Origin of the sequence: Micromonospora sp. NPDC051300 (assembly GCF_044455315.1) — a bacterium.
GTDB lineage: Bacteria > Actinomycetota > Actinomycetes > Mycobacteriales > Micromonosporaceae > Micromonospora > Micromonospora robiginosa.
Genome location: NZ_JBITEP010000021.1, coordinates 78666 through 93965 on the forward strand (window position 1 = coordinate 78666; position 15300 = coordinate 93965).

Annotated in this window: 17 protein-coding genes and 1 pseudogene; 6 read left to right on the forward strand and 12 right to left on the reverse strand. The window is 71.4% G+C overall.

Annotation, left to right across the window (positions count from 1 at the left end):
* Positions 1–36 precede the first annotated feature (36 nt).
* From ACIA5A_RS22140 to ACIA5A_RS22155, 4 genes are all read right to left on the reverse strand, one after another.
* Positions 37–1107 carry a LacI family DNA-binding transcriptional regulator gene (locus tag ACIA5A_RS22140; protein ID WP_396765375.1) on the reverse strand — a complete coding sequence of 357 codons (1071 nt, stop codon included), beginning with the start codon at positions 1105–1107 and terminating at the stop codon, positions 37–39.
* Positions 1108–1167: 60 nt separating this feature from the next.
* Entirely contained in the window at positions 1168–2127 is a 960-nt protein-coding gene (locus ACIA5A_RS22145) for a carbohydrate ABC transporter permease (RefSeq protein WP_181569968.1), read from the reverse strand.
* Between the two features lies 1 nt (position 2128).
* Positions 2129–3178 carry a carbohydrate ABC transporter permease gene (locus ACIA5A_RS22150; protein ID WP_396765378.1) on the reverse strand — a complete coding sequence of 350 codons (1050 nt, stop codon included), beginning with the start codon at positions 3176–3178 and terminating at the stop codon, positions 2129–2131.
* A gap of 73 nt (positions 3179–3251) precedes the next feature.
* Positions 3252–4592 carry an ABC transporter substrate-binding protein gene (locus ACIA5A_RS22155; RefSeq protein ID WP_396765381.1) on the reverse strand — a complete coding sequence of 447 codons (1341 nt, stop codon included), beginning with the start codon at positions 4590–4592 and terminating at the stop codon, positions 3252–3254.
* A 237-nt stretch (positions 4593–4829) separates the two neighbouring features.
* On the opposite strand from ACIA5A_RS22155, the gene ACIA5A_RS22160 reads away from it, so the two are divergent.
* Entirely contained in the window at positions 4830–5606 is a 777-nt protein-coding gene (locus tag ACIA5A_RS22160) for a peptidoglycan DD-metalloendopeptidase family protein (RefSeq protein WP_396765384.1), read from the forward strand.
* Positions 5607–5648: 42 nt separating this feature from the next.
* Here ACIA5A_RS22160 and ACIA5A_RS22165 read toward each other — a convergent pair whose 3' ends face one another.
* The 5 genes and pseudogenes from ACIA5A_RS22165 to ACIA5A_RS22185 all read right to left on the reverse strand — a co-directional run bounded on the left by ACIA5A_RS22165 (position 5649) and on the right by ACIA5A_RS22185 (position 8049).
* Positions 5649–6146 carry a TspO/MBR family protein gene (locus ACIA5A_RS22165; protein ID WP_396765387.1) on the reverse strand — a complete coding sequence of 166 codons (498 nt, stop codon included), beginning with the start codon at positions 6144–6146 and terminating at the stop codon, positions 5649–5651.
* A 142-nt stretch (positions 6147–6288) separates the two neighbouring features.
* Positions 6289–6435: a GPGG-motif small membrane protein gene (locus ACIA5A_RS22170; RefSeq protein WP_013288160.1), complete on the reverse strand. Its 147-nt coding sequence runs from the start codon at positions 6433–6435 to the stop codon at positions 6289–6291.
* A pseudogene (locus ACIA5A_RS22175) lies at positions 6426–7203 on the reverse strand (metallophosphoesterase). The gene ACIA5A_RS22170 and the pseudogene ACIA5A_RS22175 overlap by 10 nt, the downstream one beginning before the upstream one ends.
* Before the next feature lie 10 nt (positions 7204–7213).
* A complete protein-coding gene (locus tag ACIA5A_RS22180) occupies positions 7214–7423 on the reverse strand; it encodes a hypothetical protein (protein WP_396765497.1) in 210 nt (69 codons plus the stop codon).
* A gap of 44 nt (positions 7424–7467) precedes the next feature.
* A complete protein-coding gene (locus ACIA5A_RS22185; RefSeq protein WP_396765390.1) occupies positions 7468–8049 on the reverse strand; it encodes a nucleotidyltransferase in 582 nt (193 codons plus the stop codon).
* A 139-nt stretch (positions 8050–8188) separates the two neighbouring features.
* Here ACIA5A_RS22185 and ACIA5A_RS22190 point away from each other — a divergent pair, with 139 nt between their 5' ends.
* Positions 8189–8914, forward strand: a complete 726-nt coding sequence (locus tag ACIA5A_RS22190) for a dTMP kinase (RefSeq protein WP_396765393.1) — start codon at positions 8189–8191, stop codon at positions 8912–8914.
* On the opposite strand, the gene ACIA5A_RS22195 is transcribed toward ACIA5A_RS22190, so the two are convergent.
* Complete coding sequence (locus tag ACIA5A_RS22195) at positions 8899–9585, reverse strand: SDR family NAD(P)-dependent oxidoreductase (protein ID WP_396765395.1); 687 nt, start codon at positions 9583–9585, stop codon at positions 8899–8901. The two genes, ACIA5A_RS22190 and ACIA5A_RS22195, sit on opposite strands and share 16 nt — an antisense overlap.
* Before the next feature lie 242 nt (positions 9586–9827).
* Here ACIA5A_RS22195 and ACIA5A_RS22200 point away from each other — a divergent pair, with 242 nt between their 5' ends.
* From ACIA5A_RS22200 to ACIA5A_RS22210, 3 genes are all read left to right on the forward strand, one after another.
* Positions 9828–10742, forward strand: coding sequence for a MurR/RpiR family transcriptional regulator (locus tag ACIA5A_RS22200; protein ID WP_396765398.1), 915 nt, complete (start codon positions 9828–9830; stop codon positions 10740–10742).
* The gene (murQ, locus tag ACIA5A_RS22205) at positions 10739–11686 is read left to right on the forward strand and encodes an N-acetylmuramic acid 6-phosphate etherase (RefSeq protein ID WP_396765401.1); all 948 of its coding nucleotides are present in this window, start codon (positions 10739–10741) and stop codon (positions 11684–11686) included. The genes ACIA5A_RS22200 and murQ overlap by 4 nt, the downstream gene beginning before the upstream one ends.
* Before the next feature lie 455 nt (positions 11687–12141).
* Complete coding sequence (locus ACIA5A_RS22210) at positions 12142–13131, forward strand: RNA polymerase sigma factor RpoD/SigA (protein WP_278110234.1); 990 nt, start codon at positions 12142–12144, stop codon at positions 13129–13131.
* Positions 13132–13199: 68 nt separating this feature from the next.
* On the opposite strand, the gene ACIA5A_RS22215 is transcribed toward ACIA5A_RS22210, so the two are convergent.
* Positions 13200–14165 (reverse strand): NlpC/P60 family protein, encoded by a 966-nt coding sequence (locus tag ACIA5A_RS22215; RefSeq protein WP_396765404.1) that lies wholly within the window; start codon positions 14163–14165, stop codon positions 13200–13202.
* A gap of 285 nt (positions 14166–14450) precedes the next feature.
* Between ACIA5A_RS22215 and ACIA5A_RS22220 the strand changes: the two genes are divergently transcribed.
* Entirely contained in the window at positions 14451–14942 is a 492-nt protein-coding gene (locus tag ACIA5A_RS22220; protein WP_396765407.1) for a DUF6232 family protein, read from the forward strand.
* Between the two features lie 7 nt (positions 14943–14949).
* Here the strand turns inward: ACIA5A_RS22220 and ACIA5A_RS22225 are convergent, their stop codons facing one another.
* Positions 14950–15279, reverse strand: coding sequence for a DUF3817 domain-containing protein (locus ACIA5A_RS22225; RefSeq protein WP_269690258.1), 330 nt, complete (start codon positions 15277–15279; stop codon positions 14950–14952).
* Between the last annotated feature and the right edge of the window lie 21 nt (positions 15280–15300).

Genomic DNA, 15300 nt, shown 5'->3' on the forward strand with positions numbered 1-15300 from the left:
CTTCTCCCTGTCGTGGTCGCGGACGAACGGGTCCGTTCAGTGTGCCCGGGGCGGCGCGGTCGAGTCCCGCACGACCAGCCGAGTGGGCAGGATCACCGAGGCCGGCGTCCGCCGGTCGGCGTCCGCGTCGCGGGGCGCCGGCACCACTCCGGGGTACGGGTCGGCGACGCGCGTGCCAAGCGGGTCGAGCAGGATCTGCGCGGCGAGCCGGCCCTGGTCGGCGGCGGGCTGGGCGATGGTGCTGAGCCCGAGCACGCCGGCCAGGTCGTGGTCGTCGATGCCGATCACGCTGACGTCCTGCGGCACCCGCAGCCCGGCGTCGCGCAACGCGGTGACCGCGCCCATCGCCATCTCGTCGCAGGCGGCGAAGATGGCGGTCGGCGGCTCGCCCCGGGCGAGCAGTTCGGCGGTGGCGTGGGTGCCGCCGTCGATGGTGAACCGGGACTCGACGTCGAGGCTCGGGTCGGGTCGGAGGCCGGCGGCGCGCAGCGCCTCCTGGTAGCCGCGTCGCCGGTCCAGGTGGGTGGTGAAGGCCAGTTCGTCGTCCGGGTCGCCGGAGATGTGCGCGATCCGGGTGTGCCCGAGGTCGAGCAGGTGTCGGGTGGCGGTCCGGGCGGCGGCCACGTCGTCGATCCGGACGCACGGCCAGCCGGGCACCCCGCTGCCGGAGCTGATCGTCACGCCGGGCAGGTCGAGTTTGGTGAGCGCGTGCACGTCGGCGGCGCGCAGCGGGGTGGCGACCAGGATGATCGCGTCCACCCGCTTGTGCAGGGCGGCGGTGCGCAGCACCCGCTGGCGGGTCTGTTCCCGGCCGCCGAGGTTGTAGAGCAGGAGGTCGTAGCCGTTCTGCTGGAGGAAGTCCTCGACCGCCTCGACGACCGTGCCGAAGAACCAGCGGGTGATCCGGGGCACCACCACCGCCACGGTGCCGGTCCGTCCGCCGGCCAGCCGGGAGGCGCTGGGGGAGACCGCGTACTGGAGCTGTTCGGCGGCGGCGAGCACCCGGCGGCGGGTGGCGGCGGAGACGGTCGGCAGGCCGCGCAGCGCGCGGGACACGGTGGCCGTGGAGACCCCGGCCAGGCGGGCGACGTCGTCAATCTTGGTCATGGTGGCTCCCCGCTGCGACCCGTGCCCCGCCGCCGCGCAGGGCGGCGGCGGGGCGCCGGATCAACCCTTGACGCTGCCGGCGAGCAGGCCCCGCACGAAGTAGCGCTGGAGGGACAGGAACACCAGCAGCGGTACGACGATCGAGACGAACGCGCCGGCGGTGAGCCGTTGCCACTCGTTGCCCCGGGTGCCGGCCAGCTCGGCGAGCCGGACCGTCAGCGGGGCGGTCTCGTCGCCGCCCCCGGCGAAGATCAGCGCGACCAGCAGGTCGTTCCAGACCCAGAGGAACTGGAAGATACCGATCGCCGCCAGCGCGGGCGTGATCAGCGGCAGCACGATGGTGCGGAAGATCTTCGGGTGGGTGGCGCCGTCGACCCGGGCCGCCTCCATCAGGTCGCCGGGGAGCTGCGAGATGAAGTTGTGCAGCAGGTAGACGGCGAACGGAAGCGCGAAGCAGGTGTGCGCGAACCACACCTGGGCGAACTTCTGCTCGTCGACCAGGTCCCACGCGGGCAGGAGTTGGACGCCGCCGACGGTGACGCCGGTGGAGAAGAACCGCAGCAGCGGCACGAGGGCCATCTGCAGCGGCACGATCTGCAGCGCGAAGATCCCGATGTAGAGCCAGTCGCGGCCCCTGAAGTTGATCCAGGCCAGCGCGTACGCGGCGAGCGAGGCGAACGCGATCGGGAACAGCACCGACGGGATGGTGATCGCCAGCGAGTTGATGAAGTAGCTGGCGAGCTGGCCCGACGAGCCGGTGCTGAACAGCACGTCCTGGTAGTTCTGCAGGGTGAACTGCGGGTCGCTGAAGAACGTCCACCAGCCGGTGGTCTTGATCTGGTCCTCGGGCCGGAACGAGGAGATGAACAGGCCGAAGGTCGGGATCGTCCAGAGCAGCGCGAGCACGATCGAGACGAGCGTCGCGGTGCGGCTGTTGAGCCGCTTGCGGACGCGGGCGGCCCGGGTGAGCGGAGCCGGGGGTTGGACGCCGGCTCCGACGGTGGGCGTGGCGGTGGTCATCTCAGCCCTCCCGCTGCTTGCGCAGGTTGCGGATCTGGTAGATCACGAGCGGCAGGACCAGGACGAACAGGAAGACCGCGAGCGCCGAGCCCTGCCCGTTCTCGCCGTACCGGAACGCCTGGTTGTACATCTCGGTCGCGATCACGTTGGTGTCGTAGTTGCCGTTGGTGGCGGTCCGGACGATGTCGAAGACCTTGAGCGTGGCGATGGAGATCGTCACCACCACCACGATCAGCGCCGGCCGGATGCTCGGCATGGTGATCCGCCAGAACATCTGCCACGGGGTGGTGCCGTCCAGCCGGGCCGCCTCGATGATGTCCGCCGGGATGGCCTTGATGGCCGCGGAGAGCACCACCATGGCGAAGCCGGCCTGGATCCACACCATGATCACGATGAGCAGGAACGTGTTGAGCGGCGAGTCCAGCAGCCACTGCTTCGGCTCGCCGCCCAGGGTGACCACGATCTGGTTGAGCAGGCCGATCTGGTCCTGCTCGTCGCCCCGGTAGGCGTAGATGAACTTCCAGATGATGGCGGCGCCGACGAACGAGATCGCCATCGGCAGGAAGATCAGCGACTTGGCTACCGACTCGAACCTGGCCCGGTCCACCAGGACCGCGTAGATCAGGCCGAACGCGCTGGCCACCAGCGGCACCAGCAGCACCCAGATCAGGGTGTTGATGAGGACCCGGAAGATCGAGTCCTCGGAGAACATCCAGCCGTAGTTGTCCAGTCCCACCCAGTTGGTGCTGCTCGAGTCCATGAAGGAGAGCAGCGTGGTGCGGACGGCCGGGATCACCAGCCCGATGGTCAGCAGCAGCAGCGTCGGCAGCAGGAAGAAGAACGCGAACCCGCCCTCCCGCTGCTTGCGCCGGCGCGGCGCCGGGGCGCCGCTCGCCGAGGCCGCGACCAGTTGCGCCTCCCGGCGCCGGGCGAAGAAGGCCGGCACCACGTCGAGGAGCAGGAGCAGCCCGCCCACCACCGCGACGAAAGCGATCAGCCCGTACATCAGCATGAGGAACTTCGGCTGTTCCGCCGCGAAGTCGAACTCCATCAACCCTCCCTCAAGGGTTCGGATGCTCAGCGGGTGGCCCGGTCCGCGTCACGGACCGGGCCACCCACTCGGATCACTTCCAGCTGCCCTCGATGTCGTTCAGGACGGTGGTGGTGTCCTTGCCGTTGATCCAGGCGACCATGCCCTTCCAGAAGGTGCCCGCGCCGACCGCGGCCGGCATCAGGTCCGAGCCGTCGAAGCGGAAGACGGTCTTCTCGTCCTGCAGGATGCCCACGGAGAGCTTGTCCACCGGGTTCGGGACGTTGTTGATGTCCAGCTTCTTGTTCGCGGACACCCAGTCGCCGATCTTGGCGCGGCTGTTGGCGTACTCGCCGGAGGCCAGGTAGGTCTGCACCGCCTGGACCTCGGGGCGGTCGGCGAAGGCCGCGACGAACTCGCCGCCGCCCAGCACCGGCTTGCCCTTGGCCGGGTCGACGGCCGGGAAGTAGAACGCGAAGACGTCGCCGTCCTCGGCCACCTTGGTGCCCTTCGCCCACTGGTTGGCGTAGAAGGACGCCTGGCGGTGCAGCGCGCACTTGCCGGTGAGAACCGGGCCGCCCGCCTCCTGGAACGAGGTGGTGGCGATGCTCTTCACGCCGCCGAAGCCGCCGTTGACGTACTTCTCGTTCTTGAGGATCGTGCCGGCCTGGTTGACGGCCGTGGCGACCTGCGGGTCGTTGAACGGGATCTCGTGGGTGGTCCACTTGTCGTAGACCTCGGGCCCGCCGGTACGCAGCAGGACGTCCTCGATCCAGTCGGTGGCCGGCCAGCCGGTGGCGTCACCGGACTCGATGCCGGCGCACCACGGCTTGGTGCCGCTGGCCGCGATCTTGTCGCTGAGGTCGATCAGCTCCTGCCAGGTGGTCGGGACCGACCAGCCCTTCTCCTTGAACATCTTCGGCGAGTACCACACGAAGGACTTCACGTTGGAGCCCAGCGGAGCGCCGTAGAACTGGCCGTTGACGGTGCTGTACTTCAGCCAGTCGGGGGAGTAGTTCTGCTCGGCCATCGCCTTGGTGTCGGCGCCGGCCGGCTTGAGCTTGCCCGAGTCGACGAACCGCTTGAGCAGGCCCGGCTGCGGGATGAAGGCGATGTCGGGGGCGTTGCCGCCGTCCACCCGGACGGGGAGCTGGGCCTCGAACTCGCCCGAGCCCTCGTGGTCGATCTTGATGCCGGTGCAGTCCTCGAACTCCTTCCAGGACTGCTGGAGGCGCTCGTCCTCGATGTCCCGGATGGACGAGTAGATCGCGACCTTCTTGCCGTCGTGTCCCTGGTACTTCTCGTATGCGGCGCACTCGGCCGAGCCCGCCTTGTCGCTCTTCTTGTCGTTGCCGGTGCCGCAGGCGGCGACGCCGAGCGCCAGCCCCAGCACGCCGGTGACCGCGAGCGCCTGGCGTGATCTGGCAAACGCCATGCCGATCTCCTTCCTTGCCGGCGCGTGGGGGAGTCGAACCAGCGCCGGTCCGATGGTCGTCCCCACATGTAAGCGCTTGCATCCCGCCCGGTCCACCCCTAGGGCGGACACGGCCCGGTAACAATCCCGAAATCCGGTCACCCCCGGTGGGTGCGCTCCCATGGTCCTTCCGTCGAACGGAACTTTCTGCCACCCTGTCCGTATCGGATTGAAGACTTTCAACATAGGAGGCAATGGATGCGTAAGCGATGGCTCAGTCTTGCGGCGGGGGCGGCGGTCCTGGCCGCGACAGTGGTGCCGGCGGCGCCGGCGATGGCCGCGCCGACCTTCAAGGTCCCGTTCCCGTGCGGCCAGTCCTGGTCCGGGCAGACCCGGTCGGACCACAGCCCGGCCAACGCGATCGACTTCAACCGGACCGACGACCTGGGCGATCCGGTGGTCGCCAGCGCGCCCGGCACCGTCGACGTGGTGACCAACCTCGGCAACACCAGCTACGGCAAGTACGTGCGGATCAACCACGGCGGCGGCTACACCACCTACTACGCCCACCTCAACGCCTTCAACGTCTCGGTCGGGCAGACCGTCGGCTACGGGCGGGTGATCGGCTACGTGGGCACCACAGGCGGCTCCACCGGCCCGCACCTGCACTACGAGCAGCGCTCGAGCGGCAGTTCCATCAAGATCAAATTTAACGGCGCGCAGGCGCTGTACTGGGGCACGAAGACCTACACCAGCGACAACGGCTGCTCCGGATCGAACACCGGCTCCGGCACGGTGAACACCGCAGGCACGGCGCTGACGGTGCGTTCCGGCCCCGGCACCGGCTACAGCGCGGTCGGCACGGTGGCCGACGGCGCGGGCGTGACGATCTACTGCCAGACCAGCGGGACCACGGTCACCGGCACGTACGGCACCAGCGCGATCTGGGACCGGATCGGCTCCGGCCGGTTCATCTCCGACGCGTACGTCTACACCGGGTACGACGGCTACATCCCGAGCGTGCCCCGCTGCTGACGCCGGCCGGCGCGGGGGCGGCGGCCCCCGCGCCGGAGCCGGTCAGGCGTTCATCCGCCAGATGGCGAGGTTCAACGCGGCGGCGAACGTCACCCAGGCCCAGTACGGCAGCATGAGCAGCGTCGCCGCCCGCGACACCCGCCGGAACAGGAACACGGTCACGCCGATCGCCAGCCACATCAGCACGATCTCGGCGAACGCCAGCCCGTAGCGGCCGGCGCCGAAGAAGAGCGGCGTCCAGACGGCGTTGAGCACCAGTTGGACGCACCAGGCCCAGAGCGCGGGGCCGAACCCGACCCGACGCCAGACCAGCCAGCCGGCCACCGCGATCAACGCGTAGAGCACCGTCCAGACCGGGCCGAACAGCCACGACGGCGGCGCCCAGGCCGGCTGCTCCAGGCTCTGGTATTCGGCCGAGGTGCCCCGAACGCCCAGACCACCGACGGCGGCGGCGGCGAACGTGGCGGCGCCGAAGCCGACCAGCGCCCACCACTTGCGGGCCCCCGCGGTACGCCGGCCGGCGCGCTCCGATATCTCCATGGTCGAGATATTGCCGTTCCACCCGGCCGGCAAACCCCGGACACGAAGGCGCCGGGATCGTCGGATCCGGACGCTCCGGTCTGGGAGGACAGAGCGCCGGACCCGACGACCCCGGCGGGTCAGGGGTGTTCGGGCCGAACGGTTACGTGTTGAAGATGCTGACGCCACCCGGGCCGACCAGCAGGCCGACCACGATGAGGACGATGCCCCAGAGAATCTGCCGGCGGAAGAGGGCGAGAATTCCGGCGACCACGAGTACGACTGCGAGAATCCAGAGAATCAGCTCCATGGCGGCTGGATACCCGGCTCCTCGATCCGGGAAACCTGCCGCTCAGTCGACTTGATCCCCCAGGTGGAAGACGCTGTACGCCTGCTTGATCACGGGGTGCGCGACGTTGCGGACCCGCACCCCGCCGGGGGTGGTTCCCCGCTCGGTGCCGTGGTGCGCGTGCCCGTGCAGGGCCAGCGCGGTGGGCGCCGAGTCGATCGCCTGCCCGAGTTGGTAGCAGCCGAGGAACGGATAGATCTCCAGCGGCTCACCGGCCAGCGTGTCCGGCACGGGGGCGTAGTGGGTGAGCGCGACGAGCGCGTCGCAGTCCAGGGAGAGCAGCGCGGACGCCAGCGAGTCGGCGCTCTCCCGGGTGGTCCGCACGAACGACTTCATCTCCGGCTCGCCGAAGTCGCTGGCGCACCGCCCGGCGAACCCGCCGCCGAACCCCTTCACCCCGGCCACGCCGAGCCGCCCGCCGGCGCACTCCAGCACGGTGCCGGTGCCCTCCAGCACGGTGATGCCCGCGTCCTCCAGCACCTTGACCACCTGCGGCACCTGGTCGCACTGGTGGTCGTGGTTGCCGAGCACGGTGATCACCGGCACCCCGAGGCCGCCGAACTCGCGCGCCACGCAGCGCGCCTCGGCCTCGGTGCCGTGCCGGGTCAGGTCCCCGGCGAGCAGCAGCACGTCCGCGCAGTCCGGCAGCTCCTCCAGCGCCGGGCGGAACCGGCCCACCACGTCCTCGTCCACGTGCACGTCGCCGACGGCGGCGATCCGGATCACCATCGAACCTCCCTCACGGCAACTCCTCGACCTGGGTGGGCGCCTGCGTACGGATCACCCCGATGTCACTGGTCACCGGTGTGTCCGGGAACCGTTCGGTCACCCGCCGCAGGATCTCCTCCCGCCGGTGCGGGCTCTCCACCTCACCGGAGAGCACCAGTCCGCGCTCGCTGCGCACCACGGTGATGCCCTGTTCGGCCACGGACGGGTCCTCGGCCAGCATGTTCTGGATCTCCGCCTCGACGTACTCGTCGGGGGGCTGTCCGGTCACGGGGTCTCCCTTCCGCCGGGCGCGCCGCCGGGCAGCACGTCCAGCCGGTCGAGCAGCACCAGGAACGCCTCCGCGTACGGCGAGTGCTGCGTTTCCTTCCGTACCCGTTCCCAGTCGATCTGCTCCCGCAGCGAGCGCGCGAGCGGCAGGGCGCGGGCGAAGTCGCAGTAGTGCTGGGAGAAGCTGAGCAGCTTGTGCACCATGAGCTGGCTGGCCGAGAGCACCGGCATCCGGATCGCGTCGACCGGCCGCTCGATGGTGTCGGCGAACGTCTCCTCGGTCACCGGCGTCTCGATCGGCCGGTGGATCAGGTCCACCATCCGCCCCTCGTCGTAGACCTTGACCAGCCAGTCCTCCGGCGGGCGCTCGGCGGTGAAGCCGGCCTCGACGAGCGCCTCCAACGCCCGGTCGACGTCGCACTCACGGAGCAGGAAGTCGACGTCGTGATCGCTGGAGTGGCCGCCGTGCGCGTACACCGCGAAGCTGCCGCCGAGCGCGAACGGGATCTCGGACTGCTTGAGCACCGCGGCGACCTTCTTGAGCGTGTACACCAGGCTCTCGTCCCCGCGCTCGGCCATCTGGGTCTCCCGTCGTCGTGGTGGGCGGTGGGATCACGTTGCGTACCCGGCAGACGGGTCGGTCACACCTGTCCGGTCCGCTCGGGGAGGAAAGCGACAAATTGCCGATGGTGAGCACGGGTCGGATAACCTCGGGGAGGTGGCCAGCTCACTGCGGACGCGGCGCGGCGGGGCCCGACTGCGCGCCGTCGCCCTGATCGGAATCGATGGTTCGGGCAAGACCACCCAGGCCCACCTACTCGCCGAGGCGCTCACCGCCGCCGGCCACCGGGCCACCTACCACCGCAACGCCGGCGGTCGCCGCTGGCTCGGCCGGCTCGCCCAGCGGGTCGGCCGGCCGGACGCGCAACGGCTCGTCGGGCGGGACGGCCTGCTCGCGGTCGAGTCCGTGCTGCGCTGGCTGGCCATCGCGCTCGCCCTGCTGAGCTGCCTGGTCACCGGCCGGACCGCGGTGATGGACCGCTGGTCCGCCTGCCAGTACGCCAGCATCCGGGCGCACGGCGGGCAGCGCTGGGAGCGGCTGGCCCGGGCCGGCTACCGGATCTTCCCGCCGCCCCGGGTCACGTTCCTGCTGACCGTCGACCCGGTCGAGGCGTACGGGCGGATCGAGCGGCGGGGCACCGACCACGAGAGCATGCGGTGGCTCACCGCCGCCGACGCGGCGTACCGGTCGCTGCCGGAGTACGCCGGTTTCGTGGTGGTGGACGGCAGCGGCACGCCCGACGAGGTGTCCCGCCGGATCCGGGCGCACCTGAGCGAGTGGCTGCCGGACGACCCGGCCCCGCTGGCCGGCCCGCCGGACGGCACCCCGCGCCCGTCCGGCGGCGGTCGGGACGGCCCGGTGCCGGCTCAGGCCCGCCCGTAGACCGGCACGCTCGCGCCGCTTGTCGGCGCGGACTCCGGGCCGGCCAGGAAGCGGATCACCGCGGCGATCTCGGCCGGCGGCACCCAGCGCCCGTGGTCGGCCTCCGGCTGGGCGGCCCGGTTGGCCGGGGTGTCGACGACGCTGGGCAGCACCGTGTTGCACCGCACCCCGCGCTGCCGGTACTCCACCGCGACCGCGTGGGCGAACGCCTGCACGGCGGCCTTGGCGGTGACGTAGCCGGCCGCCCCGGGAAACGGCGACACCGCGGCCCGCGACGACACGCAGACCACCGCGCCGCCGCCGGCCGCCACCAGGTGCGGCAGCGCCGCGTGGGTGACCAGGTAGGTGGGGCGCAGGTTGAGCCGCAGCAGCCGCTCGAACTCCTCGACCGGGGTCTCGTGCACCAGCCCGCCGCTGGCGTACCCGCCGACGAGGTTGACCACCGCGCGCAGCGGCGCCGTGGGCTCGGCGGTGGCGACCGCCACCGCCCGCGCGGCCCCCTCCGGGGTGAGCAGGTCCGCGACCACCGGCACCGGCCCGGACGGCTCGCCCGCCGCCCCGGCCTCCCGGGAGGGTACGACCACCCGCCAGCCGTCGGCGTGGAACGCGGCGGTGACCGCCCCGCCCAGCCCGCCCGTGCCTCCGGTCACCAGCACCGTGCGATCCGCCATGGGCACACGCTATCCGGCCGTCGCGCCGGCCGACCGGCGACCCGGCGCGGCCGTCCGGCCGTCCCGGGCGGGCGCGACGGTCGATGGCCGCGTCGGCCGGCGGGAGCGAGTCGACCGGACCGGATGAGGCGGTCGGGCTGCGGTGATGGGACCCTGAGCGAGGTCGCGCGCGGAAGGCGGTAAATTTCCCGATACGCGGCGTCATGGTTGACGCTCACGCCCTCTGAAAGTAAGTTTCATCCGTGGCGAAGAGTCCGAAGATTTCTGCGAGTCACGAGCCCGGTGGACTGATCGTCCACATCAGCGGCCTCCTGCCCTCGCTGTCCCCGGCCGAGCAGCGGGTGGCCCGGCTGGTCGTCGCCGATCCGGCGGACGCGGCCCGGCGCACCATCACCGATCTCGCCACCTCCGCCGAGACGTCCGAGGCGACAGTGATCCGGTTCTGCCGCTCGGTCGGCATGGACGGCTACCCGCAACTGCGGATCCGGCTCGCCGCCGAGGCCGCCCGCCGGGTCGAGCCGCCCGACGCCCGGGTCGTCGGCGGCGACATCCCGCCCGGCGCGGACCTGGCCCAGATCATCGCCACCATCGCGTTCAACGACGCGCGGGCGGTCGAGGAGACCGCCGAGCAGCTCGACCCGGCGGTCTGCGAGCAGGTGGTCGAGGCGATCGGCGCGGCCGGCCGGATCGACGTCTACGGCGCCGGCGCCAGCGGCTTCGTCGCCTCCGACTTCCAGCAGAAGCTGCACCGCATCGGGCGCACCGCGTTCTACTTCCCGGACGTGCACACCGCGCTCACCTCGGCCGCGCTGCTGGGCCGGGGCGACGTCGCGGTCGGCATCTCGCACACCGGCACCACGTCCGACGTGATCGAGGTGCTGGAACAGGCCCGGGCCCGTGGGGCCACCACGGTGGCGCTGACCAACTTCCCGCGCTCGCCGATCACCGAGGTCGCCGACCACGTGCTCACCACCGCGGCCCGGGAGACGACCTACCGGTCCGGCGCCACGGCGAGCCGGCTGGCCCAGCTCACCGTGGTCGACTGCCTCTTCGTCGGGGTGGCCGCCCGCAGTCGGGCCCGGACCAAGAAGGCGCTGGAGGCCACCGCGGAGGCCGTCCAGTCACGCCGGGTCGGCCCGGGCCGGAGGCGGGGATGACGGCGGGCCGGGTGGAACGCGACGAGGTCGCCACGGTGCGTCCGGTGGTGCGCGTCGGCGCGCCGACCGAGCGGCGCAACCCGCAGAGCGTCGACCTCGACCTGATGTCGACCCGGGACGTGCTCACCGTCATCAACGAGGCGGACCGGCGAGTGCCGGCCGCGGTGGCCGCCGTGCTCACCGAGATCGCCGAGACCGTCGACCTGGCCGTGGCCGCGCTGCGCGGCGGGCACCGGGTGCACTACTTCGGCGCCGGCACCTCCGGGCGCCTCGGCGTGCTCGACGCGGCCGAGCTGGCCCCGACGTTCAACTCGCCCCGGCACTGGTTCTGCTCGCACCTGGCGGGCGGCCCGGAGGCCATGTGGCGGGCGGTCGAGGACGCCGAGGACGACGAGCGCGGCGGGGCCGCCGACGCCGCCGAGTGCGTACGCCCCGGCGACCTGGTGGTCGGCCTGGCGGCCAGCGGGCGCACCCCGTACGTCCTCGGGGCGCTCGCCGCGTCCCGGGCCCAGGGCGCCGGGACGGTGCTGCTCTGCGCCAATCCGGAGGCCGAGGCCGCCGGATCGGTGGACGTGTTCATCGGGGTGGACACCGGACCCGAGGTGGTGACCGGGTCGACCCGGATGAAGGCCGGCACGGCGCAGAAGCTGGTGCTCAACACGTTCTCCACGGCCGTGATGGTGCGCCTGGGCCGGGTCTACTCGAATCTGATGATCGACATGGTGGCCACCAACGCGAAGCTGCGCGGCCGGATGATCTCGATCCTGATGGAGGCCACCGGGTGCGCCGAGGAGGTCTGCCGGGTCGCTCTCCAGCAGGCCGACGGCGACCTCAAGACCGCCCTCGTCGCGCTGGTCAGCGGTGCCGAGGTGCCCGCCGCGCGGGCCGCGCTGGCCCGCTCCGCCGACCAGGTCCGTGGCGCCCTGGAGCTGCTCGCCTCCTGAGTCGTCGCATCCCCACCCGCCGGTGCATCCGCCCGGCGGGTGCGACGCGTATCACGTGGCGGGAGGGGACGTCTCTCCCCGCGCGGATTGTTCAACGAGGCGGAGGGTAATCCTTCCGCATGGCTGAACCGACCGGTCCGGTCCTTGCGTATCTCGCAGTGACCAGGATCGCAAAGGCGCGGTGACGCGGCTCGCTGTGTTCATGGAACACGCAATGGTGACATTCCATGGGCGGGCGGCGGATCCGCTGCTCCGGACCCCGTTGACCAGGGCGTCCACGGGCCGCCCGAGCAGGGGTCCTGACAGGAAACATGGACCGGGCTCTCAGCTACCACTCAGGCATTCGTGACAGTTTCGACTCACGGCATGGAATCCCCGACACGTCACATCTGTTGTGTAGGTGTCAGCACCTACGGGCACAGCGGAAGTTACGGGGAGGGCTGATGAACGTGGGGATGGCAAGGAACCGGGCAACCGGCGCGAGCGAGGGGACCGTGGCAATCGTGGACAAGAACATCGGCATGCGTACCGACGAGGTCGCCGAGGAGCGGGACCTGGTCGGCGTCTACCTGCACGAGATCTCCCGGACGCCGCTGCTGGACGCCGCCCGTGAGGTGGATCTCTCCAAGGCGATCGAGGCGGGTCTCTACGCCGAGCACCTGCTCGACACCGATCGGCTTCCCGACGGGGCGACCCGGGACGAGCTGGAGCGCGTGGTGGCCGAGGGTGAGCGGGCGAAGGACCTGTTCATCCGCGCCAACCTGCGCCTGGTCGTCTCCATCGCCCGGCGCTACGTGCGCTCCGGCATGCCCATGCTGGACCTGATCCAGGAGGGCAACACCGGCCTGGTCCGGGCGGTCGAGAAGTTCGACTACGAGCGAGGCTTCAAGTTCTCCACCTACGCGACCTGGTGGATCCGTCAGGCCATCAGCCGGGCGATCGCCCAGCAGGAGCGGACCGTACGGCTGCCCGTGCACCTGGTGGAGGACGTCAACCGGATGCGCAACGTGGCCCGGCAGCTCACCCGTGAGCTGGGCAGCGACCCGGAGCCGGAGCAGATCGCGACCGCGCTCGGCGTCACCGTCGAGCGGGTCAACGAGCTGCGCCGCTGGTCGCAGGACACGGTCTCGCTGGACACCCCGGTCGGGGACGACGGCGACACCAACCTCGGTGACCTGGTCGCCGACAGCGACGCCCCGTCGCCTGAGGAGATCGTGCTCACCGGCCTGGAGCGGCAGCGGATCGAGGGTCTGCTCAACCACCTCGACGACCGTTCGGCCGGCATCATGCGGGCCCGCTACGGCCTGGAGGACGGCCGGGAGCACTCGCTGACCGAGGTCGCGTCGCGGTTCTCGCTCTCCCGGGAGCGCATCCGCCAGCTGGAGATCCAGGCCCTCGGCCGGCTCCGCGAGCTGGCCCGCGCCGAGGGGTTGCAGGCGGCCTGACCTGGTAGGAATGGAAACGACGAACGGCCGGCGTCCGATAGGGGGACGCCGGCCGTTCGCGTTGTCCGTCAGACCCGCCCGTAGCCGGCGATGGACATGATGCTCATGCTCCGCTTGCTGACGTTGCGGCCCGCGCTGGGCGCGTCGATGATCTGACCGCCGCCCACGTAGAGCGCCACGTGCCCGAGCCCGGAGTAGAACACCAGGTCACCCGGTTGCAGCGCGCTGCGGCTGATCCGGGTGGTGGCGCTCCACTGGGCGGCCGCGTTGTGCGGCAGGGACTTCCCGGCGGCCCGCCAGGCGGCAAGCGTCAGGCCCGAGCAGTCGTAGCTGCCGGGACCGTCGGCGCCCCAACCGTATGGCTTGCCCACCGCGCCGTACGCGTACCGCACCGCCACCCCGGCCTTGCCGGAGACGGCCGGCGGCGTCCCCGCCGAACTGGACTTGGCCGGCGCCTCGGTGGCCCTCCCGTACGCCTGGCGACGCATCTCGTAGAGACGGGACAGATCCGCCTCGATCCGCTTCTTCCCGGCGGCGAGCTGCTTGGCCTGCGCCGCCTCCCGGGCCAGCGTGACGTCCAGTTGGGTCTTCTGGTCGATCAGCCGGCGCTGGTCGGCGGTGAAGCCGGTGATGGTGCGCTGCCGTTGCCGGGTGAGCTGGTCGAGCGTGCCCAGCCGTTCCGGCAGCGCCGCGGTGCCGCCCGGCTCCAGCAGGGCCGCCGCGGTGCGCATGCCACCGGTCTTGTACGCGGTGGCGGCCAGCACGGCCACGTCGGCGCGGCTCCGCTCGGCCTGTTCCTGCAACGGGCCGATCTTGGCTGCCAACGTGGCCGCCTCGGCCTTGTTGGCCTTGATGTCCTCGTTGAGCTTGTTGTAGGACTCGACGATTCGCTCCAGCTCAGTCGAGGACTTCTCGATCTGCTTCGTCAGCTCGGCGGGGGTGGGCTCGGCCCGAGCCACCGACGCCGGGGCGAGCAGCGCGGCCGAGAGGCCGGCCACCGCCAGCGAGCGGAGCAGCATCCGTAAGGACGACAAGAGCGGAAAGCTCCTCTCCATGGTCGGCGGAACGCGCTGTCGCGCCCGTCGACACCAGCCCGGCGCCGTCCGGATGGACGGCGGTCGACCGGACCGACCTGGACAACCTAACGCGTGATCGGAGTTGTCGGGAGTTCAAGGAGGGTCGAAAGTTGGCAAAGTGTCGGAAAGTGACAATGGCGACGCTGACGGTTCACGACCGTTTTCCGGGTGGCGCGGGGGTCACACAATGAATCGCGGATCCGGGAATCCCACCGCGGGATCCCGCGACCCCGGGAGGCCACCGTGCAGACCGATCGCCCCTCCACCACGCCCACCCTGCTCTACGCCCGGCCGGGCATCGTGGTCACCGCCGAACGCTTCACGGTCGGGCGCAACAGTTGGCCGGTCGCCGGCATCACCCAACTCCGCACCGCCCGGGGTCCGCACGACCGGCTCGCCGCCCGGGCGGTCGCCGTCTCCGCCGCGTTGATCGCCTCGGTCGGGCTGCTGCTCGGCTTCACCGGCGGACTGCAACGGCTCACCGCCGGGTCGTACCTGACGCTCGGCGCGGTGGGGCTGCTGCCGCTGCTGCTCGTGCTGGCCGGCGACCGCTGGCGGCCACCGGCGCACGAGCTGTGGGGACGCGTCCACGGCGCCGAGGTGCTGCTGTTCAGCAGCGACGACGAGCGGCAGTTCGGCCAGGTCACCCGCGCGCTGCGCCGGGCCCGGGAGGGGGCGCGCCTGGGCGGCTGGGCCGACCCGCCGGGCGGCGCCCCGTGGCGACCGGCACGCTGACCGGCGGTCAGCCGGCGACCGGCTCCGGGGTACGCGGGCGGCGCTCGGCGGCCACCCAGTGGCTCACCCGCCGCTCGGCGTAGAACGACACGAACGGCACGGTGCCGGCCAGCATCACCAGCAGCATCCGCTTCAGCGGCCAGTCGGCCCGGCGGGACAGGTCGAAGGTGAGCGCCAGGTAGAGCATGTAGAGCCAGCCGTGCGCGACGCCCACCACCGCGACCACGCTCGGGTTGTCGAAGCCGTACTTCAGCGGCATGCCGATCAGGACCAGCACCACCAGCGCCACGCCCACGATCCAGGCGATCACGCGGTACCGGGTAAGGGCTCCGCCCACCGTCGTCCGTCCTTCCGCACC